This is a genomic window from Rubripirellula obstinata, from assembly GCF_001642955.1.
Lineage (GTDB): Bacteria > Planctomycetota > Planctomycetia > Pirellulales > Pirellulaceae > Rubripirellula > Rubripirellula obstinata.
This window is the reverse complement of record NZ_LWSK01000030.1, coordinates 1-20,007: the sequence shown is the minus strand read 5'-3', so window position 1 is coordinate 20,007 and position 20,007 is coordinate 1. Positions and strand designations below refer to the sequence as shown.

The following is a 20,007-nucleotide window of genomic DNA, read 5'->3' as shown; positions in this document are numbered from 1 at the left end:
TATTCTTCACTTGAATCCTACCCGCAAGGTTGGGTCAACTATGACCAAACGACGAAACCTACGTCACCAATCACGTAGCCAATCACGCAGCCGATCCAAATCGCTTTCATCGCGAAACCTGCATCACGAAACGCTCGAAAAGCGTGAATTGTTGGCGTTCGACTTGGTTAGTGTCGCGGCTGATGTGACCGAGCAATTCAATCTCGGCGGCGTCACGCAATTGGATTCGCCACCGCGTGAATTGACATTCCGGTTTGGCGGTTCAACGGGATTCAATGCAACCGCCTTGGCTTCGTTCACCTTCACCGCATCCGGCGGCGACGGGAACTTTGACAGCGGCAATGAAACCACCGTCACACCCGACTTCCTGGGACTCGGCGACACCGATCGAATCGTGGTCGCTCGTTTCGCGGGCGACTTGCCACAAGACAGCTATCGCGTCAGCATCCCCCAAGACACCATTGGTCTAGGGACGACACTGGTAGACTTTGATCTGCAACTCGGCCCCCGCGTCTTGGCCGTCGTTCCGCAACCCGTGACCGGCGGTGTCGGATCACGCGTGCAAGCGACCAACCAAATCGAAGTTTTCTTTAACGACGATCCACTCAGCCGCGTATCGGCCGGCGTGGTCAGCTACACCGCTGGGCCTGGCCAACCGCCACCGGTATTGCCAGTCGTTGACCCAGCGAATTACCGACTGTTTGCGACCAAGGGAACCGTCGAATCGACGGACGACACCGAAGTCATGATCACGGCAGTCAGCTATGACCCCATCAGTGGCAAAGCGACGCTGACGACCGCTGGCGATTTGTCGACGTTGGCCCCGGGCGAAACTTATCGGCTGCGCATCGGGTCTGGACAAGACACCAATGATGCTCCGGTGCAAAGCGTTGTCAGCGAGACATCCACCCCGGGCGACACGTTTGCGGAAGCTCTCAGTGGCACGGGCGCGGTTTCGATCGACTTCACGCCCGGCGATGGGCTGCAAAGTCACGTCTTGGTCGGTGGCGAAATCCGTAACGACAGCTCCTATGTCTTGCCATGGCCCGGTTCTTACCAGAATCCCGGAATCCGTGACCAACGCCGCGATGCCAAGTTCACTCGCCAATCCGATTCGACGATCGGAACCAACGTTTACCCGTACAACTTTGCTGACCTGTACGGACGCGACGCGACTGGCCAATCGCTAGACAATGCGATCACGCCCGCCCAGCGACAACGGGTTCGCGAAGTGCTGGATCTGTACGAGGAAAATCTAGGCGTTCGATTCGTCGAAACCGCCGATTCTGGTTTGCAAATCGTCACCGGCGACCTGCGCGGGTTGCAGCAAACCGCTGACGTCAGCGCGGGTGATGGCACTCCGAAATCGCTGTATCGCATCAATGAACGTGACCCGTCGCGCGGCACGTTGGTGCTGGATGCGTCCGAGAATTTCTTTGACAGTTACGGTTTGTCGCCCGATACACGACCAAGCTACTTTGTCGAAGCCATCCGCGGCATCGGCAGCGTTCTTGGCATCGGCGATTTGTTTGAACTGCCGACCGGAACCGACGGCGCAATCGGTTCGCAAGACGAACCCAACAGCGAATTGTTTAGCAGCGACGGCGACGGGGGTGGAAACCCGTTGGGGATCGCCGGTTTCCCCGCGACGCCAGCCGAACCAGATTTCCTGTCGCACGCTGCGAAGGTGATCGGTCAAGCAGTCAATCGTCCCGAAGTCGATGATGTCGATTTCTACGCCTTTAACGTCGCACAAAGTGCCGGCTTGGATGCTGGCGGGATCGTCACGATCGAAACCTACGCTCAGCGACTCGGCGAAGCATCGTTGTTGGATTCGGTCATCCGGTTGTACCGCGTCAACGGTCAACCTGGCAGCGAAACATTTGAACTGGTTGCACGCAATGATGACTCGTTTGGTGACGACAGCCACCTGCGATTGGATTTGCAACCCGGGCGTTACGTCGTCGGCGTCAGCAGCACCGGCCACGAAGATTACTACGGCGAAAAAGACGGCGATGATTCAGCCACCGGTGGACGAACCGAAGGACGATATGACCTGCGCATCACGTTTGATTCTCGCAGCCAAAGCGAATCGACTGCCCCGACCGGCTTGACCGATCAATTCGGCGTCCCGCTTGATGGTGATGCCGATGGACAAGCCGGTGGCGATTTCAATTTCTGGTTCAACGCCGCACCGAATCAACTGAATTCACCGCGAACGATCTTTGTCGATCCCGATGCCAACGGCGGTAACGGATTGCTGCAAACACCGTTCAGCCGCATTGACGATGCGCTAGCCGCAGCACAACCGGGCGACGTGGTGCGATTGCTTCCATCACTCGGTGACGACGGCGATCTGGCAACCACCGATGACAACGTTGCCTACAACATCGGTCGCGGCGGCCCCAACAATGCGATCTTGCGAGACGGCGAAACGTTCGAAGTGCCGCAAGGCGTGACGGTGATGATCGACGCCGGTGCAATCTTGAAGTTCAGCGATTCCAAAATTGTCGCCGGTAGCGAATCCGTCAGCGAAGATCGTTCGCTGGCCGCCGTGCAAGTCTTGGGAACGCCCGCGAACAACGTGATTTTGACTTCGTTGTCTGATGAAAGTGTTGGTGTTGATGAATTTCCCAACATCATCACGACGCCACAGTCGGCACAGTGGGGCGGGATTGAATTTCGCGACGACGTTGACTTGGCCGAAGGCCGCGACGTTTATCAAAACGAAGGCATCTTCGTAAACTATGTTTCGCACGCCGACATCCGCTTTGGCGGTGGACGTGTACGTCCATCCGATCCGCCAACCGCGGCGATCAAGATCGACGATGCACGACCGACGATCATCTACAACTCGATCACCGATTCGGCCGGAGCGGCGATCTCGGCGACACCCAACTCGTTCCGCGAAGACACTTTTAATTCGCCGCGTTACCAACGTTTTGCCAACGACGTTGAAAACGGTTTGTTCTACGCCTTCACCAGCGACTACGACCGAGTCGGCCCCGAAATTGTGGGCAACGATCTGCAAAGAAACTCAGTCAACGGTCTAGCCGTCTTGGTATCAACACCAACAGGCGGATCAACTGGCGAATTGCTGGTCAGCGGACGCTTTGACGACACCGACATCGCCCACGTCATCACCGATTCGCTAGTAGTCGCAGGCAACCCTGGCGGCGCTACGTTGCAGGAAGATCGTCCCGATGTCAATTCGGTCACTGGGATCACTCGCAGCACCGGTACACTCGCCGCTGGAACGTACCGTTACATCGTGACGTTTGTGACATTGGAAGGCCAAGAATCCTTGTCCAGCGTTCCAACTCGCGGATTCACCAGCAACGGTGCCATTGAGCTGCGAAACCTACCGACTGCACCGGATGGATTTGTTGGCCGACGCATCTATCGCGGCTTGGACACCGGCGGAACCATTGAATACGGATTCGTGGACCAAATCGATCGCAGCGGCACACGTTTCACTGACGTTGGCGCAGCAACACGCGGTTCGGTTCAATCGATCGTCGTTCCAAGCGTGGCCGGTGTTACGCTGGACCGAGCGCCGGTGGATGACTTTGGTGATCCCGTGGATGGTGTCATGGTCGCCGGTCGCGGATACGATTACCGGTTTACGTTCCGCGACGTCTTTGGCGGCGAATCGCAAGCCAGCGTCGCGACCAGTACCGTGTTTGCGTTGCAAGACGGTGCAATCGAGATCGACGGCATTCCCCAGCCGCCACTTCGCGACAACAGCGCGGCAATCTTCACCGGTACCAACGTTTACCGACGTGACGCGGTGTCCGGAAACTACTTGCTGATCGCTGAACTCAACGAAGGCATCACGACTCTGGTCGACACTGGGATTCAACCCGAATCCGATGCTACCGCACTCAACAGCACACTGGGGCTCGACGCCCAACGATCATCCAAATTGTTGCCTCGCTACGACGCTCGGTTGACCATCGATCCCGGTTCGGTCTTGAAGTTCGACACGTCGCGAATCGAAGTCAACTTTGGTGCTGATTTCTACGCCGAGGGAACGCCCGGCGCGCCGATCACTTTCACCTCGCTTAACGATGCGACGGCGGGTGGCCGTACCGTGGTCACCAATGCGCTACCAACCGCTGGCGATTGGGGCGGCATTTCGATCCGTCAAAGCAGCACCGCGTCGCTGGACTACGCCGACATCCGATTCGGCGGCGGCAGTGCGGTCTTGGAAGGTCAATTGCGTGATTCCAATGCGTTGGAGATTTTGCAAGCCGACGTTCGAGTCACCAACAGTCGTTTCACCGACAACGCTGACGGTTTCCGTGACGAAGCCGCTGCGAACGAAACACGTTTGGGGCGTGGTTTTAACGCGCCGGCGACGATCTTTGTTCGAGGTTCGCAACCGATCATCGTCGATAACGTGATCGATCGCGGCGAAGGCGCAGCGATCAGCATCAACCCGGACTCGTTCACTCCCGATGCAAACATTGACCACGGCCGCAGCACCGGCCTTGTTGACCTTTACACACAAGAACTTGACAACCAAGGTCCATTGATCGCCGGCAACCAGATCGCTGGTCATGGCATCAATGGCTTAGACATTCGCAGCGAAATTGTCACCGTCGATTCCACCTGGGACGACACCGACATCACTCACGTCGTTCGTGCGCCGATCCATTCGCTGACCAACGCCTACGGCGGCGCGTTGCGTTTGCGCAGCGATAGCGATGCGTCGTTGGTGGTCAAGTTTGGCCCCGACGGAACGCTGAACGCCGACGGGCGTCCGCTTGATATCGATGACCGCATCGGTGGAACGCTGCAAATTCTTGGTTCGCCAGGTTTCCCCGTCGTGTTGACCAGCTTGAATGACGACACGATCGGTGGTGGATTCACGCCCGATGGAATTCCAAACGTCGATACCGTTGGACCAGAAACACTGGACATTGACGGCAACCCGATCACGCCTGCGCCAGGCGATTGGATTGGTGTTCGCATCGGTACGTTCGCCAACGATCGCAACGTGGCCTACCGCTACGAAAACGAATTGCCGATCGCCGCTGATGAATCGACCAACGATCGTCCCGATGATGCCCAAGCACTCGGGATCCTGGCGGCTCGCGAAAATGCCAGCGATGAAAACCAACGATTGGGTTTCAATGTTCGCGGGTTATTGTCAGCTCCATCGGACGTCGATGTTTACTCGTTCACCGCCTCGGGCGGCACCGAAGTCATTTTCGACATCGACGAAACTTCGTCTGGACTCGACACGGTCTTGGAATTGGTAACGGTTGATGGACGCATCATCGCATCCAGCGACAACAGCCGCGCCGAATCGGTCGGTACTGAATCTTTGTTCGTAGATGAAACTCTGCCCGAAGGCGTCTTAGACGAAGATGTTCGTCCAACGGTGACAACGATTACTTCGACCAACGTCGAAAGTCCCAACTTGGCCGATGCGGGTTTCAAAGTCCGCTTACCCGGAAGTTCGCTGGCCGACCTGGATTATTACATCCGGGTCCGAACCGCCGATGGAATCACGTCAGGTCAGTACACTTTGTCGCTGCGTCTGCAAGACGGTAACGAGATCGCTGGGTCGAACATTCGACGCGCCGAAATTCGTTACGCAACCACTGCGATTGATGTCGTCGCGGCACCGCTGCACAGTCCGCTTGCCGGTGACGTCGGCGAAATTGTCGATGTGATCGACCCAACGCCTGGCGATCGCAACAGCGGTGATGAATCGACACGCGAAGTCGTTGATTTACGTTTGAATCAGAACTTTGCGGGTGCCGCCCAGCCGATTGGCAACCTGTTGACTTCTGATCGCGGTTCGTTGGTCGTAACGGGCGAAATCGGTAACCTGAACGACAGCCTTTCCGTTCCCGCTCTGTTTAACAGCCTATTAGATGAACGCCTTGAAGACGTCGATATCTATCGCGTCGATCTGTTCGCTCAACAATTAGAACCAGATACGTTTGACAGCGAAAATCGCTTCGTCACCACCACCTTTGACATCGACTACGCCGATCAACTCGGACGTCCCGACACGCGTTTGAGCATCTATGACGCGCAAGGTCGCTTGATCTTGGTTGGACACGATTCCAACGTGACCGACGACAGCGCGCGTCCGGTCGAAGGCGTCGATAGCACTAATCTTAGCGGCGGATCATCCGGAATTTCGGACGCGTACATTGGCCCCGTCGAATTGCCCGAAGGTACTTACTTTGTTGCCGTCAGCAGCGCGGCAACGGTGCCTCAGTTCTTAGACCAATTCTTTGACGAAACGCCAACCAACCCGTTGGTGCGTTTGATGCCGATCAACTCCACGCGAACGATTTCGCGTGATTCGTTTGAGGAATTGACGTTCGAGGGAATCCCCGGTTCAACGATTGGGTTTGCGGACCAATTCCTCGACTACACCGCCGAAGCAGCCTACATCGTTCCAAACTTCGATGTCAATTCCGCGGTCCCCTATTCACTCGACGACATCACACTGTTCGTCTCCTACAGCAACGGCATTCCCGGAAACGGCGGCAACGATGTCAAGTCGCTGGCCGCGTTCAATCCGTTTACTGGAACGATGACGCGTTTGATCGGTGAAAGTCAACAACCCGTCGGCGACATTGCGATCCGACGTGACGGAGCTTTGTTCTCGTACACGCTTGGGCCAAACAATGGTCAACAGAACAGTGGGAATACGGGAAACTTTCAACGAATTAGCAGCACTGACGCCGACGTTCTAGGTAGCAGTGAAGATGGAATCGTTTTCCAGCAAAGCAACGAAGCGGGAACAGGTAACGAAGTTAGCGGTGGTGCGCAGTTGTTGATCCAAGGGATGGCGTTCGTGCCAAACCTTGGTACTGCTTTGATCCCCACCAACAACATTCCCGCCCAGGAAAGGTTGTTTGTCGTCGGTACGCGAGACAACACGGGACGTGGCGGCGAGATTCCAGTGTCTTTGACGCGCAACATCCTTTACCTGGCCGCAGCAAACGATGGTGAAATCACTTCGTTCGGCAGCTTGGATGGTGACGATGACCGCGACTTCGGCAACGTACCGTACAACACAAGTTTCGGACCTGCGTCGGACGAGGAGGAATTGGGCGTCGTTGATACAGGACAAATCGACACGCAATTGGGTGGAGATGGTGGCGACTTAACGGGTGTTGCAGTTCGCGTTTCAGACGAAGTTGTCTTTGACAATGAATTGGTTGCTGTCACTAACCTGGGCGGCGTTCACGTCATCAATCCATCGGTCACTCAGCCCGCGCCGATCGGCGGCCCCGAAGAAGGATACAACCGCGTCATCCCAACCGATTTCTACGGTTTGCTGGAACCAACACCGGATCACGTTGCCCGCAATGGTTCGACCTTCCTGCAGTTTTCCGGGCTCACTTACGCTCCGCAATCGATCGAAGAAGGCCGGTACGACGACACTTATTTCGCAACGACGAGCGACGGTTGGTTGTATGCGTTCACGCTAGACAACAATGAAGTCACCGGTGAGTTCGATGTTGTTCCTGCGCCCGTTTTCTTTGATGGAAACTATGGCGTTGAACTTTCGTTTGTTTCCGACTTTGGATTTACCTCCCCGGTAGGGAATGTTACGAATGGTTTGGCGTTCAGCACGCTTCAAATCAATCCGTTCCAGATCAATGGCGAACGTTTTGCCGATCCAGGGCATGGACTGGTCACGCCATACGACCGATCACGACAACCCTTGGGACTTGGTGGCGGAAACTCACTGTACTTTGGGTTTAGCACCGCTGGCGGCACCGATGATAACACGCTCGGCAGCCCGGAAACTGGACGCCAGCTATCGCCCGGCGGGTTGCAGGGATCAACCATTTCAGACTCGATTGACCTCAGCAACTATTCCGCTGGCGATCGTCCGACGTTGTACTTCACTTACTTTATCGAAGTGGAAGCCGATGATGACTTCGATCCGATTGGTGGTGACGCCCAACCGCAACGCGATAGTTTCCGTGTCTTTGGTAGCGGCGAAGACGGTCAGTACCGCTTGCTGGCCACCAACAACGAATTTCGCAACGTGGCATTCGATGACGAGTTTGACGAATTCAACCGAGCGTTGACTCGCGACCTTGACAACGATCCAGGATTTGAAGCGGGCATTCCTGTCCAAGAAATCTTTGACGACATTCCCAACGGTCAATGGCGTCAAGCACGCGTTGATTTGTCACCCTTTGCTGGCGATCGCGACGTAAAGATTCGTTTCGATTTTAGCTCCGCGGGTGCTCGATTGGATCAGATCGGTAGCGTGGAATTGGTTGCACGCGATGCCGTGGTGATTCCTGACAATGACATTGCGTTGTTAACCAATGATCGCGATCAAGGCGCAGCCCTGCAAACGATCGTGGGCAGCGACATCGTGTTCGCACCAGGCGTCAATTACAACGCCGGCGATTCACTGATCATCACTGGTGCTGATGGTGAATTGACGACCGTTTTGTTTGTCGATTCACTCGGCGGAGCAGTCGCCGCAGGAACGGTGCCGGTGTTAATTGATCCAGCCGCCAGTGCAAACGATGTCGCCAGAGCCGTTGGTGCGGCAGTCCCAAGTTCGTTGGCACCCACCATCGACGGCAACGGGCGACTTAGCTTGCTGCGAGCCGTCAATGTGTCAGTCGATGAAGCGATCGCAGCCGGTCTGGCGACGCCACAACCGTTTGCTGATCCCGGTTCACCGCTTTTGATTACACCAAACGCCCAAGCCGCGGTCGATGGCGAAACCTTCACTGTCGATCTGTTCGGCTTTGGTGGCTTCGGCGTCGAAACTTTTACGTACCGACGTCTAGGCAACGAAACCGGTGACACAAACGAAATCATCTTCGACGATACCATCACTGATCCGATCATCAGCGACGTGTCGGTTGCGACCGAAGCCAGTCGCGTGATCAATTCAGTCTTTGGTGCCCAAGGATTCGGTTTGGTTTCCTTTGTCGTCGGTGGTGATGTTCAGTTCAATAGCTTGGATGTTCAGTTAAGCGTTACCGCTGGCCCAACCGTATTAGCCAGACGAACGGTTGATGATCCACGAGTACGCGTCGAATTCTCCGAAGGAATCGTCACCAACGACGACGAAACCGTTCAATTGACCGATGCGTTTGGTGACACCTTTGTGATCGTGCTAAACGATGACAACAATATCCCCGGAAACATCATTCCCGCCGGCGCGACTGTCATTGATGTTGCGTTTGCCAATGGCGATACCGTTGAACAGATTCGCGACGCGGTGGTCGCCGCGGTCACCACCGCCGCGCCGTCACTGGATGCCGCTGCGGCGCTGGATGAATTCGGCCTGCCGACTGCAGTGACGTTTGACGCATCGGTGTTCGCGCAAACCCAGCGGCCCAATCCGTTCTTCTCCGTTGCCGCAGACGCAGTTCGATTCGACTTCCCAACGGCCAACCAGATCATTGACGGGGAAACCATCACGATCGAAACGCCGACCGGAACGGTTGAAATTCTGTTCAATGCAGCCAATGGACCAAGCGATGTGGGGACAGTCGTGTTCCGAAACAATTCGGTTCCAGGCAACGTGGTCACCAGCGTGCGTGCAATCGTCGATGACTTCATCGATGTTGCATTGGAAGGAAACTTTGAGATCGGTCGCGATGGCGGCAGTCTGATTTTCTACGGCATTGACGTTACCAATGTGACGTTTAGCGAAGAAAACACGAACTTTGAAATCTTTGACGTCCAAGCTAGACGAATCAACGTTCCCTCTGGAAACGAGCTAAACGACCGTGACACAATCGAAGTCACAGCAACACCGCCAACATCCGATTCGGCCAACGAGGATTTGATCACGTTTGTTGACGAAGGTGCAAACCCAGCGGCTGATGAGATTGGCGAAATTGGTTTCGAGCGATTAGATTCTGCCGAAGACATCCGCGATGACCTCGACGCAATCTATCGTTTCGCTTTCCAAGCAACCGGTCAAGCGGGCCAGGTTCAATTGTTGATCGCTGGCGATGAATTGAATACGACGTCACCGGATCCGGCTGTGACGACACTGCGTTTCGAGCCGTTCATTGAGATCGATCTGCCGACAATCACTGAAACCGGACGCGGACTGCGTACCGGCGAAACGATTGACCTCAGCCTGCCAACCGGCGAAGCACTGACGTTGGTATTTGTTCGCACCGGATCGACTTTCAACGTCCCAGCCGGACAGCTTGCGATTCCGTTTGACGAAACCAGCACAGCCATCGACGTCGGACGTGACATAGCGCAACGCGTCAATCAAATTGATCCTGCATTCGTCGCCGTGGGAACATTGACCGGCTTTGGCTTGGCCGTTGACGGTGCCGATGCAGTCCTTAGCTTTGATCCGCAAGCAACCCAGATTGATGTCAGTGACGAGTCGTTTACCTATTCGGTTCCGATCACGGTTCCACGTGGTGAGTTGATCAACGAAGGCGAAACGCTGACCATTTTCCGCCGCGATCGTCCCTTTGAACAAGTTGGCGAAGTCTACACCTTCACGACCGATCCGGTCGCCGCAGCGGCAGGTGTGAACCAGATTTTGTTTGCTCCATCGGAATCAGCCAGCGTGATTGCCGAACGTTTGCTGGGACAGTTGGCCGGCGACCTGCGATCGCAGTTTGCTGATGGTTCAGATCGAGTTCTGTTGTTATCGAATGCATCCAGTGTGATCGTTGGCAACTCGGGTTCCACTCCACCGATCGTGTCGTTCCAAGCAGCGGAAAATACGACCTTGGAACCGGGTGACTTCTTTGACGATGCACGAGTGATCCGAGCGACGCCGGTGTTGATCAATCAATCGCAGGATTCGACCGAAGTCGCCGAAGCATTGCAGATTGGACTTGCCGATGCTCTAGGCCCGCTAGCCAACGATCCTACACCAGAACCAGGTTTCTTTGTTCCGACTGAACCGTCGCGTCGTGCGGCTACTTCCGCGTCTGCGATCAACTACAAGATCGAAGCTGGTGACCGAGTTCGTTTGTTCAATTCGCAAGTGGTGGATGCCGGTCGATACGGATTGAACACGTTCCTGCCTGGTGACAATTTTGGCGTCAGCTTGCCCGATGCTTTTACCAACAACCAAGTTAGCACGGTCGCGGCGTCAGGTAACCAATTCGAGGGCGTCTACATTGACGACATCATTGTTGGCTTTGCCGAACGTGGGGAAGCCGTCATTTATGACAACTTCCTTGGATCTGCTGCCAATGCCAACTTTGTTCTCAACCCCGAATACACGCCAGATTCCCGTGGATCGGGTCTACAACGAGTCGCTGGAAACACGGACCAACCAGAAAACCCTGATCAGATTTTGGTCGGTCAGTATTCGCTCGAAATCCGCACTGCGGACAACTACGGCGTGCCGCAAGATTTCGATCCCATCAACCTGGTTCTCGACGAATCGACCGGTTCCGGCCGAACGTTTGATACCAACGACCGACTTCGCGATGGTGGCGTGACCATGATCGTGCCCGCGGGCATCAATTTGATCGATGGCGATCGTTTTACCATCGACGATGGCACTCGATCATTAACGTTTGAATTCAACAATACGCTGGTCGATCCAGAATCGTCTGACACCAGCGTTGATCCCAGCAATGTGCCAATCAACTTTGAACCAAGCGATACCGATTTCGACATTGCCGGAAAGATCCGTGATGCGATCAACAACGAACAGTTTACGTCTAGTGATGGTGAACAAGCCAACGAAGGCGGACTTCGCGTCCGCGCTTTGTCTGGCGACGGCGCAGAGGTCGGTGTCACTTCATCAAACCGAGTGGAATTGATCGGCGAAAACATCGTGGTCAATCCCACCTTTGCCGCTCGTTCCAACGGACAAACCGGAGACGTCGGACGAACAATCAAGATCGATGGTGTTGCAACTGAAACGCCGTTTGGCGACTTCACCAATCGACGCTTCCCCGTGGTCGATCAAGACCTGCGAACGGTCGCATATTTGCAAATCAACAACGAATCTGCCGCACTGACGGACTACGTTCCTGGTGACACCTTGGTGGTCGATGGAAAGATTGGCGATCGAGTATCCAAGGGCATCCAAAACAATACTGCGGCGGACGATGGATCAATTGTTGTTTCTGATCCGCAGCAAGATCTCGACATCTACCGGATTTATTTGACCGCTGGATCGTCGATCGATCTGGACGTCGATACAACCGGCTTGTTCCGCGACACGTCGCGGTTAGTCGCACCAGTGATCGCGGTCTTGCGTGCTGGAACTCCGTTCTCAAACTCGTTGGAATTCGATCAAAACCTGATCGGATTCAGTGACTTCGCTAACATCGAATCCGGAAACGGTGAATCGGCCGGCGGAGCATTCGCGACGGCCGTTGCGGATGTCGATGGATACTACGACGTCGTGATCAGCAGCCGCTTTGCGTACGACGGTGGCTTCTTTGCCCAGAATCCAGATTTTGATTTCAATGAACCATTCGATGATGACAATCCGTTTACCGATCCGGCCGACGCTGGGTTTGGTGAATACCAACTGACGATTCGGCCAACGGCATCCGTCGCGCCGGGTGCGTCACAATCATCCACTGGTGTGCCATCGCGTGACGTGTTGTTTGTTGATTACCAATTTGGCAAAACCGACGTCAACCGTGTCGATGATCAAGGACAAATCTTGATCGAAAGCAACATCATTCGCGATTCATTGGACTTCGCGATTGATGCCTCGATCGGTGCGCGTGGCCAGACTGCAACCTCGCCAGTCACCGTGGACGGTTTGACTCGCCCCGGTTCGGCAGCACTTCTTCGCAACATCAACTCGTCGGCTTTGGTCACCGGTACCGTGATCGTCAACAACTTGATCATCGATAGCACGATCACCGACGGAACCGCCGACGATGCGTCCGCGACCGCGATTCGGTTTGCGGGTGGAACATTTGCCGACGGCGATGTGCCATCACCCAATGTCTTCGGTCGGATTCTAAACAATACGATCATCGGCGATGGCGACGGGACAGCGATCGATATCGCTGGGCGTGCCGCACCAGCAATCCTGAACAACGTCATTGTCGGAACAGCTCTTGGCGTGAACGTTGACACGGTGACAGCGAATCAGACGGTGTCTGCATCGAATGTGTTTGCAGCGATTGTGACAACACCTTCCAATGTCACCGAAGATCAATCGATCATTTTGCCAACGGCTGACAACTTGTTCTCCACCGCGACCAACGGCGATCAACCGATCTTTGTTCCTGCGGCCGGCAGCGTGTTGGTGGATTCGTCGCTGGAAACGCTTCGCGACCGATTGGACTTTGTCGATTCTGTCAAAGGCCCCGTGAACATCGCACCATCACCCGTTTTGGCTCCTACCTTTGACGCGTTGGGCAATCGCCGCATCGACAGCCCCGGTGTTGGTGCCGGTGGAACAGGTGGCAACGTGTTTGTTGACCGAGGTGCCTTGGAACAGTCGGACACACGTCGGCCAACGGCGCGGTTGTCGTCGCCATTGGACGCGGTTGGATCAGCGAACCTGTCAGGTGACAACGAGCCCGCGCCGGCAGTGGTGCGGTTGGGGTCACCACAACCACTTCCGTTTATCGAAGTGGAATTGTCAGATGTCGGGATCGGCATTGCACTGGACACGGTAACACCAAGCGCTGTGACGCTGCTTGAAAACGGTACACCGCTCGTTCGCGGACGTGATTACACGTTTGCATTCTCGCCCGCCGGAACGACCATTCGCTTGACATCGACTCGCGGTGAATTCCGTGGTGATGCGACTTATGAAGTTCTGCTCAGCCAAACCATTCGCGACTTGGCTGGTAACGCGATCGCGCCGACGAACGATCAAAACGAAACTTTGCTGACCATCATCACCGCTGGTGTTGAGGTCGATTTTGGTGACGCACCCGCATCGTATGGAACATCGTCGTCCGACGGTGGACCAGTGCATTCGTTGCCTGCGAACGCTTCTGTCCGTTTGGGCAGTCGTTTGGATACGGAGGCTGCTGGAATTCCATCGGCGATGGCTGATTCCGATGACAACGTGGCTGCCATCGCGGTCAATGTTGCTTCGGCACCAAGCTTGACTTCATCGTTGGTTGGCGGTCAGACTTTGATTACCGTTTCAGCGGTTCCAGCGGTCGGTGAAGTCGTCTTCATGAGCTTGGATGGTCGCGGATTTGTGGTTCAGTTCTCTGACCCGACTCAGAATATCGGCATCGGGCGTGTCGCCATCAACGTGGACGGATCATCGACGGTGGAAAGCGTGACTGCGGACCTGAGCAGTGCGTTGGAATCGTTCTTGACCGCAAACCAAAGCGGCGTTGCCGTGGCTGCGGCACCAGCAACCGACACGGTCGCTCTTGAATCGTTTGACGATGAAGATGGCGTTCAGATTGGACGAATCAACCGAACCGGACGCGACTACTTTGTCTTCGGTACGCCGCAAGCAGACGGAGTTGTCAGTGCCGCCGATGTTGATGGGATCTTGGTTCCTGGGACGACCACGGCGATCAATGTCGTCGCTACCGGCGACGGTTTCTTGGACGCCTGGATCGATTTCGATGGCGATGGCAGCTTCGATGAACAAGACCGAATCGCTGCGTCGATTCCCGTCACCACTGGCAACAATATCATCAGCGTTACGACGCCGGCCGGATTGACGACACCGATCGATACGTTCGCACGTTTCCGCGTTTCTGAAACCGGTGGCTTGCTGCCGACCGGGTTCGCACTGGGCGGTGAAGTCGAAGATTATCAAATCTCGATCGCACCCACTGATTTCGGTCTGCCGTTCAACACGCCACCTTCGTTCACCATGACGGGAACAAGCATCGAATTGCGTGAAGGCGATACCAGTGACGTGCAAACGATTACCAACTTCCTGACCAACTTGTTGCCGGGTAACCCGAACAAGGTGGTCGAGCTTCAATCGCAAACCGTGGCCTCAGTCAACATTTCGTCGATCGGTGGAACACCTGGCTTGTTGATTCCGGGATCGTTGCAAATCGTCACTCCGGGAACCGGCGGCGACTTGACCGCTGATCTGCAGTACGCAACCGTGCCCGATGGCAACGGCGTGATCACGTTTACGTTGACAGCAACTGATAACGTGGGACTGACCAGCGCACCGATCACCGTCACGCTGAACGTTCGCCCCCAAAACGATGCACCACGCATCAAGGATCCTTTGGGCGTCCCCGCGGCCGATCAACGCAATGCAGATGACGCGTACAGTGTCGCCGCCAACGGCGAAATCGCTTACACGTTGAAAGAAGACAACACCGAATTGCTTGGCGTGGTCGGCGATCCGTTCTTCATTCCGTTCACCACCGGAACCTCGGTCGGTTACAACCGCATCGGATTGCTTAGCGTCTTTGAAGCCGGTGCCGCCGACGAATTGGACCCAAGCAATCCAACCGGCAACCAAGTCTTGAACTTCGTGGAAGCGTTCAGTGATCGCGGCGTCGGCATCACCGCGCTTGGCGGTACGCTGACACCACGCATGGAAGCTGGCGTTTTGGTTGGCTTGGACTACGTTCCGCCGACTGACCTGAACACCAACTTTGGCAGCGGTGGAATCGATTCGTTCTTCTATACCGTCTTGGATGACAATCCGAGTGGCGGTGAGTCCTTTGATCCAGATTTGGGAATCATCATTCCTCAACCGCTGACCAGCACCAATCGAGTTGAACTGCGATTAAACCCGGTCAACGATCGACCGGTTTTCGACACAACGACTCTGGAATTGTCGGTTCAGGAAGACGCACAACTGACCGAGATCGAAGCTTACGCGTCGGGAATCTTTGCAGGTCCGGTTCGCACGGCGTTTGACGAAGTCAGTTCGACGACCGGCCAATCGCTGGAATTCACCTTGGTTTCACTGGACTTCCCGCAAGCCGATGCGGATGACTTCTTTGAGGTCTATCCTGAAATCGACGAATCGACGGGATTGTTGGCCTTCCAACCGGCGGCCAACATCTTCGGTGACTTCCGATTTGAAGTCACACTGAATGATGATGGACCAGAAAACTCGACCCGTGGTGACTTGATCTCATCGGTTCCAGTGACGTTGACCATCGGTGTTCGGCCAACCAATGATCCGCCGCAAGTAGCACCCGGTGCCGATCCGTTGGTGTTCGAGATTGACGAAGACAATCAAGCCGTCATCTTGGTCAATGGAACGGCAACCGAAGACGGATTGCTGGACGTGTTTAGGCCTGGCCCATCGGTCGGTCGAACCGACGAAGCCGCTGATATCGCACCTGCACCCGGTGGAAACCAAACCGTCGCACTGCGAACCCCGATCACCAACCGCAGCACCGAAGGCGGAACGATTGAGTTTGATGATTCAGGTGCAACGCCTCAGTTGATCTACACACCGCGACCCAACTTTGTCGGCACCGACACGTTCATCTACAGCGTGTTTGATGACGGACAATCGGTTGATGCCGACGGCGTCGCCTTTACCGATTCGCGAATCGCATCGAATACCGTGACCATCGTTGTTGCTCCGGTCAACGACGCTCCGCTGTTCAGCGGCGGTGACAATGTCACGACTCCGGAACAATCCCTCGTTACGGACGTTTCGATTCCCAATTGGGCGTCGATCGTTCAAGCCGGACCACCCACGGCGATCGATGAAATCAACGGCACGATTAACGCGCCCGCCCAAGGTTTGGAGTTCGTGTTCAATCAGGTTTCTGGCGACACCGGACTGTTCGCCACACCGGTAACCGCTCCGATTGACGCCGCGACGGGAACAGCATCGCTGACCTTTCAGCAAATTCCACAGGCCAACGGCGTCGCAGTCTTCGAGGTCTTCCTGCAAGACGATGGCCCTGGCAGCGAAACCGGTGCAAATGATCCGACCGGCGACAAGTTCCGCAGCGAACCCGCTGGCACGTTTACGATCACTGTCGAATCCGTCAACGATCCGCCACAGGCGACAATCGTGAATCCGACCGTGGTCGTTGACGAAGATGAAGGACCAATTTCGGTTCAGCAATTCGATCCGTTCAGCCCTGGACCTGCGGAAGCAACCGACGAACAAAGCCAAACGGTTTCGTTTGAAGTGCAACCGTTGGCACCTGTCTTCGCTGACCTGTTCTCGGTTCAACCAACGGTTGACGAATCAGGATTCCTGCGATTCACTACCGCACCGAACGCTAATTCGTTTATCACTGGTCCTATACCGATTGTCGTCACGGCTCGCGATTCGGGCGGAACCGATAACGGTGGCAATGATGCCAGCACATTCACGTTCAACATCGTGATTACTGAGGTCAATGATTCGCCGCGAGCACGGTTGGACGAATTCAGCACCGACGAGGACACTCCGTTAACGTTGACTGTTGCCGACTTGATCGCCAACGACACCGACCCGGACACGCTGACCAACCCAGGCGAAACGCTTAGCCTAAACCTGCAGCCGGAATTTACATCCGCAAGTGGTGCCAGAGTTCGGTACGATGCCGCGACGGGAACGATCACCTACGATCCAACCGATCGCTTTGCATCACCGACGCTTCAAGCCTTGATGAACGACGGCGTCACCGCGGAAAGCCTAACCGATTCGTTCACCTATTCGCTGATCGATTCGACCGGCTTGGTTAGTAACGTTGCCCGCGTCGCGATCGATGTTTCCGGAATCAACGACGCTCCGATCCTGGTTCCCGACACGCCGACGCTAAACTCCGACGGCACGACGATTATCACGCCGCTGGAAAACGACTTTGACATTGACGGAACGATCGATGCGACGTCGATCGAAATCACTTTGTTGCCCGCCTTCGGATCGTTGGACGTGCTAGACGATGGAACAATCATCTACACACCGTTCAATGATTCCGATGCCGACGACGTGTTCCGATACACCGTGGCGGACAACTTCGGTTTGCGAAGCGAAGAGGCATTGGTAACGATTTCAGCGAACGCCAGCCCGATCGCGGTGAGCGACAACGAAACGACGTTCATCAATGAATCGGTGTTTATCGACGTTGCCGAAAATGATTCGGATCCAAATGGATCGTTGGATCTGGATTCGATCACCATCGTACGGACACCGTTGTTCGGCGAAGCAATGGCTCAGCCCGATGGCACGGTTCAGTACATTCCCGACGCTGGCTTTGTCGGCATCGATACTTTCGAGTACCGAATCGCTGACGACCAAGGCCGGCTTAGCAACGTCGCAACGACGCGGGTTCAAGTGGTGGCAAGCCGCATGCAGAACCCGGATCGATTCAGCGACGTCAACGCGGATGGGTTGATCACCGCCATCGATGCTTTGTTGATCGTCAACTTCATCGGACGTGAAGGAACAAACCTGGCAGTCAATGACGCGATCACTCGAATTCCAGATGAACTCAGAAGATTCCGATTCTTGGACGTCAGTGGTGACCAAGTGGTTAGCGTGCGTGATGCGTTGGATGTGATTAACGAACTGGAGCGTATCAATAACGTCAGTCAAAACAGCTTTGGAGCCGAACGTGAGCAGGTGTTTGCGTCAGGCATTGATGTGGGGACTGAAAGCCGATTGGCGTCAGGCTCAGTGACCTCGGTTGCTAACGATCCAATCAACAACCAGGTCGCTGAAAAGCTGGTCGATGTGTCTGATTCATCCAGCGAATATGACGACATCATCGATTCAATCGTCATCGATTCGTCATCGTCAGATTCTGATTCAGAGACATCAGCGATTGACGAAGTGTTGACTGGTTTGTTTTAAGATTCGCGAAGGAACGAACGACTTTTTATAGTCGCCTTTCGCTCCGCGAAAGCAGCGGATTCGCTACTTTCGCGGAGCGAAAGGCGACTATGAATTGTATTTCTGGCGGCCTGAAAAAGTGATTTCCCCAAGGATCAACGCCAGAGCAACTCCCTGCACGCGTCGTGTTGTCGTTAGACTAAACCAACCATGACAAAACCGTACTTGAAGATTCTGGCCTACGAGGACACGTGCCTTGGGCCGCTGTGTTTGCGTGAGCGTGAGTTGTTGTCCCAGCCTGGGACGATCGTAACTGAGGTGACGCTGAACCACGAATTCCTGATGAGTAGTTTTAACACGGATTCGGAGCGTGTGATTTCTAACCGCAGCGTTGAAATCCACGGCGACAAAAACATCGATGCATTGGTTGGTGGATTAGGACTCGGTTACACAGCAGCAGAGTTACTGAAACACGACAACGTTGCTTCGGTCGAAGTGATCGAGTTCTTGCCGCCGGTGATTGATTGGATGAACCAAGGTTTAGTCCCGCTTTCGGGCAACCTAGCTAATAATGGAAAGCTAACGATTGTTGAAGCCGACGTGTACGCTTATTTGTGGTCGCCGCCGGCAAAAACGTTTGACCTGATCGTGATTGATGTGGACCATTCGCCAAGCGACCAACTGGACGAACAAGAACATTCGTTCTACACGATGGCGGGCCTGCAACGTGCAAAGGCGCATCTGAAACCGGGCGGCGTCCTGGCCGTGTGGTCTTACGCTCAGTCAAGCGATTTTGCAGACGCGCTGCGAAACACATTTCAATCCGTCAGCGTCGAACCGGTGACGACCCTAAACACACTCGTCGGTCACGAACAAACCGACTGGTTATTCTTCGGCCGCGATGATGAGCCGTGAAACGGAATCCCCCTGCCAGTTGCGCGACGGCCCACCAATCAAAGTGAGCCGCGACGCGTAAGCGGCCGGGCCCTACCGCATTAAAGTGAGCCGCGACGCGTAAGCGGCCGGGCCTACCGCATCAAAGTGAGCCGCGACGCGTAAGCGGCCGGGCCCACCGCATCAAAGTGAGCCGCGACGCGTAAGCGGCCGGGCCCACCGCATCAAAGTGAGCCGCGACGCGTAAGCGGCCGGCCCACCGCATAAAGTGAGCCGCGACGCGTAAGCGGCCGGGCCCACCGCATAAAGGGCCCCACCGCATTGCCTGGGCTGACGAAAATGTTTGCGTGGAGGGAAACTGGACGACTTTGGGGGTTTGTGGCTGACCGGCCTCGGTGTTGATTGCAAATTGCAAAATGAACACTGAAAAATGTAAATTGACCAGCAAA

2 protein-coding genes are annotated in these 20,007 nt (G+C 55.3%); both read left to right on the top strand.

Annotated features, from left to right (window positions below):
* Positions 1-40 precede the first annotated feature (40 nt).
* Positions 41-18,685, top strand: coding sequence for a tandem-95 repeat protein (locus RC85_RS09935; RefSeq protein ID WP_068261917.1), 18,645 nt, complete (start codon positions 41-43; stop codon positions 18,683-18,685).
* 189 nt (positions 18,686-18,874) lie between these two features.
* A complete protein-coding gene (locus tag RC85_RS09930; RefSeq protein WP_068261914.1) occupies positions 18,875-19,579 on the top strand; it encodes a spermidine synthase in 705 nt (234 codons plus the stop codon).
* Positions 19,580-20,007 lie beyond the last annotated feature (428 nt).

Bases quoted from the DNA above. Each gene is read 5' to 3' on its own strand.
- RC85_RS09935 (WP_068261917.1), top strand. From the start codon at position 41: ATGACCAAACGACGAAACCTACGTCACCAATCACGTAGCCAATCACGC.
- RC85_RS09930 (WP_068261914.1), top strand. From the start codon at position 18,875: ATGACAAAACCGTACTTGAAGATTCTGGCCTACGAGGACACGTGCCTT.